Consider the following 12,862-nt stretch of genomic DNA (forward strand, 5'->3'; position numbering starts at 1 on the left):
CTGTTCAAACAAATTAAGCCGCAATTTAAGCTTTCTTTTAAAACTTATAATTTAAAGCTAGGCCTTGTGAAGAGAAATTATATTCTCCTTGATTAAAGGCAGTTGTTGGGTAAATTTGAAGATTTTTATTAGTTTTTTTATGTAATTCTGGAATCAAAATACCAGCTGCTGCACCAATACCATAGCCAATTAAGTTATCTGTTAAAAAATGTTTCCCAGCTTTAACTCTCATATATCCTACAGAAGCAGGAACTACAGCAGCAATTCCCCAAACTAGTGGTTTTAATGGTGAATCTGGATTGAAATCATTAAATACCTTTGCAGCAAAAAACGAAGCAGCAGCAGTTGCAGCAGTATGCCCAGCAAAGAAAGAACGCTGTTCATCGCTATCAATCCTCTTTTCTGTCTCTAAAGATTCATTATAAACCAATGGTCTACTTTTCTCAACTAAACCAGCAGTAATTGTAAATAATGCACCTGTGGTAGCCATTGTTTCTACAAATAGAACTGAAATTTGCCCAGCATTTCCACGTTCATTTTCATTTAATAGTAGGGCAAAAGGCATTACAAAAGAGGCATAAAATGGAATATAGCTATCAGAATTCGCTTGTTCAGAATAATATCCTGCAGCCCAGCGATCTACACCCCAAATATCATCTTTAGACAAATTATTTAGATCAGTTAAACTAAGAGCATCTTTTTCCTGAATTATTTTCACACCCAATACATTTAGCCCCACTGCAGAAGTGATCCAGATTCCATCTTTTACGAAATCGGTCTTATAAGGAGATTCTTTTTTCTCTTGTGAGAATCCAGAAAAAGTAATTAGGCAAATAACAACAAGAAGAATTTTATTTTTCAGCATTTTTTTTCGCCAAATCTCATATTTATTCAACAAATGCGAAAAGGTTTAAGAAAAGTATAACATCAAAATTTGATTTTCAGTAATTTCTTTCGACTACAGAGATGAGCAAGTTTCTAAATTATGTTTTCTAATTAACAAAAGTTTAGTTCCTGTTCACAATAGTATAACTTCCTAGAACGCTTAAAATAAGTTAACTTTAAAGAATGAAAAAGAAGGATGAACGCATACGCAGTGGTTTTATTTTCAAGAAATTTGAAGAGGAAAATATAAGTCCGTTTGATAGATTATTTGAAATATTTAAGGAGTTGATCACGCACACCTCGGGAGATTTTGATGAAGCTATCGAGTGGCTAAGGAATTTGGACGAAGAGTACAAACTTACAACCAGTGAATATACTATAGACGACTTTATAGAAGATCTTAAGAATAAGGGCTATATAAGAGAAGAGATAAAACCCGATGGAGAAGGAGGAATGGGTATTACGGCTAAAACAGAAAGAGCCATAAGACAGCAAGCTTTAAATCAGATCTTCGGAAAGATAAAAAGAAGTGGTTCGGGAAACCACTCTACAAAACATCAAGGTTTAGGTGATGAGCATACTGGTGAATTCAAGGAATTCCATTATGGGGATTCTTTGGATAGAATCTCTATGACAGAAAGTTTAAAAAATGCTCAGATCAATCATGGTGTAGGAGAATTTAAAATGACTGAAGATGATCTTGTGGTTGAGGAAACTCATCATAAATCACAAATGAGTACAGTGCTAATGATAGATATAAGTCATAGTATGATCTTATATGGAGAAGATAGAATTACACCTGCCAAAAAAGTAGCCATGGCATTAGCTGAACTAATTACAACTCGATATCCAAAGGATACTTTAGATATTCTTGTTTTTGGGAACGATGCTTGGGCAATTTCTATTGGAGATTTACCTTATCTTAATGTTGGACCATATCACACCAACACAGTGGCAGGATTACAGCTAGCAATGGATCTTTTAAGGCGTAAACGAAATACGAATAAGCAAATCTTCATGATAACAGATGGGAAGCCAAGCTGCATAAGAGAACGTGATGGTACTTATTATAAGAATAGTGTTGGTCTAGATCCATATATAGTAGAAAAATGCTATAGTGCTGCTAGCCAGGCTAGAAAACTACATATTCCAATCACGACATTTATGATAGCCCAAGATCCTTATCTAGAAAGGTTTGTTAGAGAGTTTACTCAAGCTAATCATGGAAAAGCATTTTTTACCGGACTTAAAGGTTTAGGGGAAATGATCTTTGAGGATTATGAAAACAACAGAAAAAAGAAAATTAGAGGATAATAAAACTTCATTATAATTATATAAAATAAACATTCAGTCCAGAATTTCTTAGGACTAAATAATAAGAAAATATGAAAATAGAGAATATAAAAACATTTGGCGAATTAAAGAATTCAGGATATACCACTAAGGGTATAAAGGAAGAATTAAGACAGAATTTATTAAGCAACATTAAAAACGGGAAAAGTTCTTTTGAAGGGATACATGGCTATGAGAATACTGTGATCCCAGAATTGGAAAGAGCTATTCTTTCCAAGCATAATATTAATTTTCTTGGTTTAAGAGGACAAGCAAAAACACGTTTGGCCAGACTTATGGTTAATCTTTTAGATGAATGGATACCTATTGTTGAAGGATCAGAAATTAATGACGATCCCTTTCATCCCATTTCCAGATATGCAATAGAACTTATTAGAGAAAAAGGAGATGATACTCCAATTGGTTGGGTTGCAAGAGAAGAGCGATTCTTCGAAAAACTAGCAACTCCAGATGTTACCGTAGCAGATCTTATAGGGGATGTAGATCCTATTAAGGCTGCTAATTTAAAATTAAGCTATGCAGATGATCGTGTGATTCACTTTGGGATGATTCCACGTGCAAATAGGAGTATTTTTGTGATCAACGAACTTCCAGATCTACAAGCCAGAATTCAAGTAGCGCTTTTCAATATTCTACAAGAAGGGGATATCCAAATTCGTGGATTCAAATTGAGACTACCTTTAGATATGCAATTTGTATTTACTGCAAATCCTGAAGACTATACCAATAGAGGAAGCATTGTAACTCCTTTAAAAGATAGAATTGGTTCACAGATACTTACACATTACCCCCGTACTATAGAGGTAGCTAAAACGATCACGCAACAAGAAGCTAAATTAGATGAGCGTCAACTTGGATTGGTACATGTACCAGAATTGGCTAAGGATCTTTTAGAACAGTTAAGCTTTGAAGCTAGGGATAATGAATATATAGATGCTAGGAGTGGTATTAGTGCAAGGTTAAGTATTTCTGCTTATGAAAACTTATTGAGTGCTGCGGAACGTAGAGCTCTAATTACAGGAGAAGAAAAAACCTTGTTGAGGTTCAGTGATTTCTTAGGAGTTATTCCAGCAATTACTGGAAAAGTAGAATTAGTTTATGAAGGTGAGCAGGAGGGAAGCGCCGTGGTTGCTCAAGAATTAATTAGTGATGCTGTGAAAACATTATTCCCGAAATATTTTCCGAAGATTGAAAAATTGGAAAAAGTAGATGATAATAATCCTTACAATGACCTAGTAGAATGGTTTTTTGCTGAAAGCGGATTTGAATTATTAGATGATCTTTCAGAAAAAGAATATAAGGAACGATTAGATTCTATTCCGCCCTTAAATCAGCTAATTGATAAATATCAATCAGATATTTCAAAAGAAGATTCTTATTTCTTGAAGGAGTTTGTTTTGTGGGGTTTAGTGGAATATAAAAAGCTTAATAAATACAGGTCTACAGAAGGAATGCAATTTAAAGACCTTTATGGAAGCTATATTAGTGGTTTATAGTATAAGTTTAACGTTGTATTTGGACAATTTTAGAACTTCGATTTATAAATTGAAGCCTAATATTTAAAGACTAAAAATTATATTATGAGTAAAGATAAAAATGTAAAGGCGCAGGAAAAATTTGGAGAAGCAGTAAATACAGGCAAGTTAGAAATGATTAGGGATGTGGTTTCAGAGAAAGTGAAGGATCATGATCCAGCAGATATTCAGGGGCCAGGAGCACAAGGATTTATAGATTTTTTTAGCATGATGCGCACTGCATTTCCAGATTTAGGAGTAGAAGTAGAGCATATGGTGACTGACGAGGATAATGTGAGCTTTGCATATACAGTTTCAGGAACTCATAAGGGAGAATTCATGGGAGTATCCCCTACAGGAAAATCTTTCGAGGTTAGAGGAATGCAAATTGGAAAATTTGAAGATGGTAAATTAATAGAGCGTTGGGGAGCTACAAATGAACTTGGAATCTTAAAACAACTTGGTGTAAAACCTGTGAAATAGTTTATTTTTTTCTTTTAAAATAGAATTGAAGCACTTCTTTAACCAGAAATAATTCAATCAATTTACGAATCTGATAATTTAAAACCATTAAATTATCAGATTTGTTATTTTATAATATGCTGATTAAGAATACTCTAATATTTATTTTAAATATAATAAAAGGTCTCTAAGACCACTTTTATTTATACATTTATAATCAGTTTTTTAAGAAGCATGATTTATAAAAATTTTTTAAATAGCATTTCAAAAATTATTCCTGGCTCTACAGGCAATACTGCTATTTATATGTTTTCTATTACCCCTATGGGGTATTATATATAAAACTTCCGCACCAATATTTCCATTTTTTTTATAATTTTAATAATCCTAGCATGAATATAATGAAATTCGGAGGTTCCTCATTAGCCTCTCCAAGTAGAATAAAATTAGTATCTGAAATCGTTCAAGAAAAACTTCAAACAGGTACAAGCATAGTGGTATTCTCTGCATTTGGAGGAGTTACAAACGATTTCTTACAAATGGCCGATCTTGCTGCTAACGGCGATTTGAGTTATAAGGAAATTCTTCAGAAAAACGAAAAGAGACATTTAGATGCTATCAAGGAACTTATCCCAATTAAAAGTCAAAGTAGTATTCTAAGCAAGGTCAAAACTGAATTTAATGGATTAGAAACACTTTACGAAGGAGTCTACTTACTAAATGAACTTTCCAATAAGACCAAACATGTAATCGCAAGTTATGGTGAGATCTTGTCTTCTCTTATAATTACGGAGTATTTTAAAGCTTTAGAATTAAATGTGAAGTTCACAGATTCCAGAGATCTTATTGTGTGTAAAAATGAGAATGAAAAAGTGCAAGTGAATTATGTAAAGACCAATGCAAATATTTTAAACTATTTCAAAGAGAATAAAGCAGATCTCTATGTAGTACCTGGGTTTGTGGCTAATAATGAACAAGGTGTTCCTAGTACATTAGGAAGAGGAGGTTCAGATTTTACTGCCGCAATTTTTGCAGGTGCCTTAGATGCAGATAAAGTGTTAATTTATACAGACGTAAATGGAATGTATACTGCCAATCCAAGTATCGTATCTCATGCATATCCCTTAAAAAACATCTCTTATGAAGAGGCGATGGAATTATCTCATTTTGGTGCCAAGGTTTTATATCCACCAACTTTGCAGCCTTTGTTAAATAAGCAAATAGAGATCCACATAAAGAACACCTTTAAACCTTCTGAAGTTGGTACTATAATATCCAAATCTAGTAAGGAGAATTTTAGATGGGTTACGGGTATTACTCATATAGACTCTATAAAATTGCTAAATATAGAAGGTAGTGGTATGGTGGGGATTCCTGGGTTTTCTAAGCGAATTTTTGAAGTATTGTTTCAGGAGAAAATAAATGTTGTACTAATTACTCAAGCTTCTTCAGAACATAGTATTTGTATTGCTGTCAAAGATGATGAAGCTGATCAGGCAAAGGAAATTTTAGATGAAACTTTTCTAACCGAGATGCAAAATAATAAGATCAAACCTGTAGAGATCGAAGATAATGTAGCCATCGTTGCACTTGTGGGAGATAGAATGCGGAGTCATCATGGGCTAAGTGGTAAGATGTTTAGCGCTTTGGGAAATAATAACATTAATATTAGAGCCATCGCACAGGGATCATCAGAAAGAAATATCTCCACGGTGATTGCAAAGAAGGATGTAAATAAGGCCTTGAACACATTGCACGAACAGTTTTTTGAAGTTCCTTCAAAAGAATTGAACTTGTTTATTACAGGAGTTGGAAACGTAGGGAGTAAACTTATTGAGCAGCTAAAACTCCAAGAAAATTATTTGCTTGAAAAGCTTCGACTTAAGGTTAGAGTTCTTGGATTATCCAACTCCAAAAAAATGGTATTTAAAGAAGATGGTATAGATCTTACTTCATGGTCTGAATTACTAAATAGTGGTGAAAATGCTACTAAAGAAGGATTTTTTGAGAAAGTAAAAGAACTCAATTTAAGAAATAGCATTTTTGTAGATAACACTGCAAGTCCTGCTATTGCTGCTTGGTATAAAGAATATCTTGCTAATTCTATTTCGGTAGTGACTTGCAATAAAATTGCCTGCGCAGATGATTTTGTTAATTATCAGAATTTACAAGATCTGTCGCGAGAGTACGGCGCTTCTTTTTTATATGAAACCAATGTGGGAGCAGGATTACCTATAATAGATACTCTAAAGAATTTAATGGCTTCAGGAGATAGAGTTCATAAAATACAAGCAGTACTATCTGGAAGCTTAAACTTCGTTTTCAATAATTACAACGCAGAGGAACCTTTTTATAAAACTGTAGAACAGGCAATGCTGGAAGGATATACAGAGCCAGATCCAAAAATTGACCTTAGCGGAATCGATGTATCCCGAAAAATACTCATCCTTGCTCGTGAGAGTGGTTTGGAAATGGAATTGAGTGATATTGAGAATGATAGTTTTTTATCTGAAGAAAGTTTGAATACTAATACAAATGAAACATTTTTTGAGTTGTTGAAAAGTGATGAGAAAGAATTTAAAAAGATGTATCAGGATGCTGAAGCTAATAATAAACAATTAAAATATGTAGCTCAACTAGATAATGGTAAAGCTAAGGTTGGCTTGCAACAAGTGGGACCCGAACATCCATTTTATAATTTAAGTGGTAGTGATAATATCGTTTTATTCTTTACTAATAGATATAGTGAACAACCATTAATAGTAAAAGGAGCCGGAGCTGGGGCAGATGTTACTGCCTCAGGAATATTTGCAGATATAATTAGAATAGGTAAAAAATAACCAATGGAAGAAATTAAAATCTTTGCTCCGGCAACATTGGCTAATCTCTCTTGTGGTTTTGATGTGCTGGGTTGCTGTCTAGACAGTGTGGGAGACGAAATGCTCATTAAAAAGAATACTATTAATGAGGTCAAGATCACTAGAATTACGGGTCAATTGCTTCCAATGGAAACAAATGAAAATGTAGCTGGTGTTGCTGTTCAAGCTTTATTAAAAAGCCTTAATTCTACTCAGGGATTTGATATTGAGATAGATAAGCACATAAAGCCTGGGAGTGGTATAGGGAGTAGTGCTGCGAGCTCTGCAGGAGCAGTATATGCGGTTAATAAAATACTGGGCGAACCTTTTACTCTCAAGGAACTTATTCCGTTTGCTATGGAAGGAGAACGTTTAGCCAGTGGTAATGCGCATGCAGATAATGTTGCTCCTGCTTTAATGGGAGGATTCAATCTTGTGAGGAGTTATGAGCCATTAGAAGTAATTAGCTTGCCATCACCTCCAGAAATAAGAGTTGTTATTTTACACCCATTAATTGAATTGAAAACCAAAGATTCCCGAGCAATATTAAAACAAAGTGTGCATTTAAAAGATGCTGTAAGCCAATGGGGAAATCTGGGAGCTTTAATAAGCTCTTTATACACTGAAGATTATGAACTTTTTGGGCGCAGCTTAGAAGATAAGATCATAGAACCTGTACGATCTATTCTAATTCCTTATTTTGATGATCTTAAAAAAATCGCATTGGAAAGAGGAGCCTTAGGTTTTGGTATCTCAGGCTCAGGACCATCAGTTTTTGCTATGTGCAAAGGAGATGTCGTTGCAACGGATGTAAGGGAAGCAATGCAGTTGTTTTATAAAGTAAAAGGAATAGATTTCGATTTACATCAATCAAAAATTAATACTCAAGGAATTAAAATTTTATAATGCAATACTTCAGTTTAAATAATAGAGAACATACCTCAAATTTTGAGAATGCAGTTCTAAAAGGGCTCGCTCCGGATAAAGGCTTGTACTTTCCCGAAAAGATTATTAGTTTACCTAAATCATTTTTTAAAGATATCAATGGTTTTTCTAAAGTAGATCTAGCCTTTCAAGTAATCAAAAATTATATAGGAGATGAAATCCCTACATCAGAATTAACCAGCATCATTGAGCACACATTGGATTTTGATTTTCCTGTGGTTCCTATAAATGAGAATATTGGAGTTTTAGAGCTTTTTCATGGTCCAACCATGGCATTTAAAGATGTTGGTGCAAGGTTTATGGCGGGGAGCTTAGGCTACTTCATTAAAAAAGGTAATGTTGGGAATGTAACTGTATTGGTAGCGACATCTGGAGATACTGGTGGAGCTGTAGCAAATGGTTTCCTTGGTGTGGAAGGGATAGATGTAGTTATTCTTTATCCAAAAGGAAAAGTAAGCGAAATACAAGAGAAGCAACTAACCACCTTAGGGCAAAACATTATTGCGTTGGAAGTTGATGGTACTTTTGATGAATGCCAAGATATGGTTAAGCAGGCTTTTTTAGATGAAGAGATCCAGAACCAAAGACAATTAACCTCAGCGAATTCTATAAATGTAGCGCGATGGTTACCACAAATGTTCTATTATTTTATTGCTTATCAGCAACTCGCTGAAATAGATAAAAAAATAGCATTTTCTGTTCCTAGTGGAAATTTTGGAAATATATGTGCAGGTATGTTGGCAGTAAAAATGGGTCTACCAATAGATCACTTTATTGCTTCCAGTAATGCGAACGATGTGGTAGGTAGATATCTCAACTCTGAAAAATATGAACCTAAACCAAGTGTTTCAACAATTTCTAATGCTATGGATGTTGGAAATCCTAGTAATTTTATTAGAATAATGGAACTTTTTGAGAAAGATTTCAAGGATCTTAAAGGTCATTTATCCTCCTATAGTTTTTCTGACGATCTTACTAAGAAGGCTATGAAGGAGATGTTTGATGAAACTGGATATGTAATGGATCCACATGGAGCAGTTGGATATTTAGGTTTACAAGAATTTCTGAAAAAGAATCCTGATTATTATGGTACTTTTTTGGAAACTGCTCATCCTGTGAAATTTTTGGAAACAGTGGAGAAGGTTATTGGAAAAAACATGGAAATTCCGTTAAGTATTCAAGCCATTTTAAATAAAGAAAAGATTTCCTTTTCAATAATAAATTATGCAGATCTAAAAGCGCATTTATTAGGTTAAAACTTAAAAATCCCTTTCAAGTAGCTTGAAAGGGATTTTTATATTAAACATAATTTAAAATTATTGTGCGCTATACTTTGCTGCTTCTCCTTCTTTCGGCAGAGATTTTAAAATGAAATCTCTAATATCATTATTTGCATTTTTAAGATCTTCACTTCTTAGGTACATCATATGTCCACTTCTATATCCCTTAAAGCTTAATCTATTCTGCATTTTTCCGCTAGGATCTAATTGCCACATAGAATATTTTGCATTAAAATAAGTAGTAGCACCATCATAATAACCAGATTGGATAAGCACATCTAAATTAGGATTTTGTGCCATTGCTTGTCTTAAATTCTCGCCACTGTTATCACCGCTTCTATCCCAAGGATGCACCGGGCCAAACATATTATATTTAATGTCGGTTTTAAAATTCAATTCCTGTTGCAGATAGTAATTAATAGCAGGAGTAAAGGAGTGTAACCAAGAAGTAAGTTCTGCGTTGTAATCTGGAGAATCTCCAGCCACTTTGCTGTCCATCCCCAAATATCGGGAATCTAAACGTCCAATAGTAAATCCACCATCTTCTCTCATAAGTTCTTTCCAGAAATACTGAAAGGGTACTGCAAGGTTATTTTGCACGAACACTTTTTCTGAAATCCCAGAATAGCTAGACATTTTAGCAGCAATCTCTATCTTTTTAGTTTCATCAATGAAACCACCTTTTACTAATACTGGTAGCAAGGTATTTATGGAATAATTTTCAACTTCTGCAAGAACTGCATCCAAATCTTTGTTTTGTAACGCTGTAGGAAGTTTTTGATGATACCATGCTGCCGCTGCAAAATAAGGAAGCCTATTGGCTATTTCTACAGGGCCGTCTCGCTCTATTCCAATTTCCGTAGGAGAAACCAAAATAACGCCATTTAAATACATCCAGTGACTGTTTTGAAGCTCCAGCGCTAATCCAGAAACTCTTGTAGTTCCATAACTCTCACCAATAAGATATTTTGGAGACAACCATCTATTTTTTCTGGTTACAAAGGTGTTAACCCATTCTGCCAGATATTTTATATCTGCTTGTACTCCGAAGAAATCTTTTCTGTCTGTTTTGTTCTCTTCCGGATCTATCAACCTAGAATATCCTGTGTTTACAGGATTTACATACACGATATCTGCAACATCAAGAATTGAATACGGATTTTCTTTCACTCCATAAGGTTGTACAGGAAAGCCTTCATCGTCAATCTTTAAAATTCTAGGCCCGGTATATGCCAAATGCATCCAAACTGAAGCAGATCCTGGTCCTCCGTTAAAGGAGATCACTAACGGCCTATTCTCTGTGTTTTTAATATCATCGCGTTTATAATAAGTGTAAAACAAACTTGCAACAGGAATCCCTTTTTCGTTCCAAACTGGTTGTGTTCCGGTTTGGGCGGTATAGTTTATGTTCTTCCCATTGATTGTTACAGAATGCCTAGAAGCAACCAAGGTGTCTACCGGTAATTTAACTTGTTGAGAAAATGAGGTAAGCGAAATTAAGCAAAGACTTAATAGGGTAATAAATTTCATAAAGTGAATTTTAAATTGAAGCTAATTAGAAGATTTCAAGTTAATTATTTTTTGAATTTAAAACCTTCATCTTTAAAAATAATAATATAGCTTAAGAAAAGTCCACCAAAAGCTGCGATCATAAAAAATATAATAGCAAGACCGGGATATCCAAAAATTATAAAAGTAGAAGGCACTTTCATTAACATAGCTGCGCCTACTATCATAGCTGCAATGATAAGTCCTAAAGTAATTCTGTTTGCAACCTTCTGGAAACCATCGGTAAAACGTTGCTGATCTATGGCATCTACCTTGATCTTGAATTCATTATTAGCAAGATTTTCAGAAATTTTATTTAGTCGTTCTGGGAGACGCTCTGCTAATTTTTTTGATTCTAAGGCAACCGAAAATAAATTTTCAGGTTTTAATTCCTTGTACATTTTGGAACGCATCATCTTATGCACATGCTTCTTAATCGCTTCCTTAAGATCGAATTCAGGATCTAAGACTGCAATGATCTGATCCATATTAAGAAATATTTTCCCTAAAATATTAATCTCTACACAAATTAAGATCCCATTATCGGCAGCAATTCGATTCATCTGAATTAAAAGTCGTCCTGTCTCCATTTCTTTAGCCATTTTCACCTGACTATCCATAATCAATTTATTAATAGATCTGCGGAAGGTTTTTACATCAGATTGATCTGTGAGTTCGCTCATATTTAATAGCACATCTGCAGCGGCTTCCCCATCTTCCTGACTCAAAGCTATTAATAGCTGAAGTAGTTTTTCTTGAATATTCCGAGTGAATTTGGCGACCATTCCCAGATCTATCAAGGCGATCTGGTTGTTAGATGTAATATGGATATTTCCGGGATGAGGATCTGCATGTACAAATCCATCCGTGATAATTTGTTTTAAATATGCTTCTACCAACTCATCTACAAGAGGACCTAAATCATTCTCTAACTTTTTCATAGGAGAAATAGAGGTGATCTTTTTACCTTGAATATAATCCATGGTAAGAACTTTAGATGAAGAATAATCCAGAATAGGTTGAGGAACCGTAAGATTTCTGAATTCCTTTAAGTTTTCTCCTAAAGTGATTAAATTTTGTGCTTCTCTCTTGTAATCTAGTTCTTGCAAAAGGATATGTCTAAGCTCAGCCAGAACATTATCAAAAGCATATTTTTTAGCAACATCTGTATGTTTAACAGCAAAATCTGCTATTTCTTTCAAGGTATCCAGATCATCCAAAAATTTCTTACGGATTCCAGGTCTCTGAATTTTAACTGCAACCGTTTTTCCTGATCTTAAGGTTGCTTTATGAACTTGCCCAATAGACGCACTTGCTAAAGGCTCTTCATCAAAAGAAGTAAATGCTTTGGAAATTCGAATTCCAATTTCCTCTTCAACGATCTCTTGAACTGTACTGTATTCAATTGGTGGCACGTCATCTTGTAAACTTGCTAAGGCCTCTAAATATGAATCTGGTAAAAGATCTGGTCTTGTAGATAGAAGTTGACCTAATTTAATATAAGTTGGCCCCATATTCTTGAGGTCTTCTACTAATTCTTCTGGCGACTGATCATAAGCTTCAGACAATTTTTCATCTTGATCATCTTCGTTTAAAGCTGTAGAAGCGGTTTTAGTGAAAAGATCGCTGTTCCAATATTTCAGCATAAAAGCCATGAATTTTTGATAACGCTGAAGATTTTCGGGAAGTATAGACATATTCCTATTTTAGTTTTGTTGAAGATTTAAATATATATTTTAAATGTTTTACCAGCAAAATCATTTAATAATACTTTGGCAGAACTGAATATTTATTCGGCCAGAATTGATGGCCCACTTTTTAGGAAATCGATCTTTGTGTCCACCTTCTGTTATACAAAAAGGAAATTCAGATCTCGTTTCTAAATTTATACATATTCTAAAATCGTTATAGAGTCAATTTAAATTTAGAGAAATCTTGTTTGCCCTATAGAAGATTTACAAATAATATCTAATCAACAATTGTTAAATGAGAAGTAAGAGAAAGCACTGCGAATAAT

9 protein-coding genes are annotated in these 12,862 nt (G+C 34.2%); 6 read left to right on the plus strand and 3 right to left on the minus strand.

All coding sequences use genetic code 11. From position 1 onward, the window contains the following. Positions 1-37: 37 nt before the first annotated feature. The gene (locus I130_RS07015) at positions 38-865 is read right to left on the minus strand and encodes a phosphatase PAP2 family protein (RefSeq protein WP_034920732.1); all 828 of its coding nucleotides are present in this window, start codon (positions 863-865) and stop codon (positions 38-40) included. 203 nt (positions 866-1,068) lie between these two features. On the opposite strand from I130_RS07015, the gene I130_RS07020 reads away from it, so the two are divergent. The 6 genes from I130_RS07020 to thrC all read left to right on the plus strand — a co-directional run bounded on the left by I130_RS07020 (position 1,069) and on the right by thrC (position 9,273). Beyond that, entirely contained in the window at positions 1,069-2,199 is a 1,131-nt protein-coding gene (locus I130_RS07020; protein WP_034920733.1) for a vWA domain-containing protein, read from the plus strand. 71 nt (positions 2,200-2,270) lie between these two features. Next, a complete protein-coding gene (locus tag I130_RS07025) occupies positions 2,271-3,734 on the plus strand; it encodes a hypothetical protein (protein WP_034920734.1) in 1,464 nt (487 codons plus the stop codon). 84 nt (positions 3,735-3,818) lie between these two features. Further along, positions 3,819-4,235: an ester cyclase gene (locus I130_RS07030; RefSeq protein WP_034920735.1), complete on the plus strand. Its 417-nt coding sequence runs from the start codon at positions 3,819-3,821 to the stop codon at positions 4,233-4,235. A gap of 371 nt (positions 4,236-4,606) precedes the next feature. Further along, positions 4,607-7,054 (plus strand): bifunctional aspartate kinase/homoserine dehydrogenase I, encoded by a 2,448-nt coding sequence (gene thrA / locus I130_RS07035; protein ID WP_034920736.1) that lies wholly within the window; start codon positions 4,607-4,609, stop codon positions 7,052-7,054. Between the two features lie 3 nt (positions 7,055-7,057). After that, complete coding sequence (locus I130_RS07040) at positions 7,058-7,978, plus strand: homoserine kinase (RefSeq protein ID WP_034920737.1); 921 nt, start codon at positions 7,058-7,060, stop codon at positions 7,976-7,978. Further along, positions 7,978-9,273 carry a threonine synthase gene (thrC, locus tag I130_RS07045; protein ID WP_034920738.1) on the plus strand — a complete coding sequence of 432 codons (1,296 nt, stop codon included), beginning with the start codon at positions 7,978-7,980 and terminating at the stop codon, positions 9,271-9,273. The genes I130_RS07040 and thrC overlap by 1 nt, the downstream gene beginning before the upstream one ends. A gap of 60 nt (positions 9,274-9,333) precedes the next feature. On the opposite strand, the gene I130_RS07050 is transcribed toward thrC, so the two are convergent. Both I130_RS07050 and I130_RS07055 read right to left on the minus strand, forming a co-directional pair. Beyond that, a complete protein-coding gene (locus I130_RS07050) occupies positions 9,334-10,827 on the minus strand; it encodes a S10 family peptidase (protein ID WP_034920739.1) in 1,494 nt (497 codons plus the stop codon). A 44-nt stretch (positions 10,828-10,871) separates the two neighbouring features. Next, positions 10,872-12,542: an ABC1 kinase family protein gene (locus tag I130_RS07055; RefSeq protein ID WP_034920740.1), complete on the minus strand. Its 1,671-nt coding sequence runs from the start codon at positions 12,540-12,542 to the stop codon at positions 10,872-10,874. Positions 12,543-12,862: the final 320 nt, after the last annotated feature.

This window comes from Gillisia sp. CAL575 (genome assembly GCF_000403785.1).
GTDB lineage: Bacteria > Bacteroidota > Bacteroidia > Flavobacteriales > Flavobacteriaceae > Gillisia.

Coding starts and splice junctions, on each gene's coding strand:
- thrC (WP_034920738.1), top strand. CDS start 7,978: ATGCAATACTTCAGTTTAAATAATAGAGAACATACCTCAAATTTTGAG.
- thrA (WP_034920736.1), top strand. CDS start 4,607: ATGAATATAATGAAATTCGGAGGTTCCTCATTAGCCTCTCCAAGTAGA.
- I130_RS07020 (WP_034920733.1), top strand. CDS start 1,069: ATGAAAAAGAAGGATGAACGCATACGCAGTGGTTTTATTTTCAAGAAA.
- I130_RS07030 (WP_034920735.1), top strand. CDS start 3,819: ATGAGTAAAGATAAAAATGTAAAGGCGCAGGAAAAATTTGGAGAAGCA.
- I130_RS07055 (WP_034920740.1), bottom strand. CDS start 12,542: ATGTCTATACTTCCCGAAAATCTTCAGCGTTATCAAAAATTCATGGCT.
- I130_RS07040 (WP_034920737.1), top strand. CDS start 7,058: ATGGAAGAAATTAAAATCTTTGCTCCGGCAACATTGGCTAATCTCTCT.
- I130_RS07015 (WP_034920732.1), bottom strand. CDS start 865: ATGCTGAAAAATAAAATTCTTCTTGTTGTTATTTGCCTAATTACTTTT.
- I130_RS07025 (WP_034920734.1), top strand. CDS start 2,271: ATGAAAATAGAGAATATAAAAACATTTGGCGAATTAAAGAATTCAGGA.
- I130_RS07050 (WP_034920739.1), bottom strand. CDS start 10,827: ATGAAATTTATTACCCTATTAAGTCTTTGCTTAATTTCGCTTACCTCA.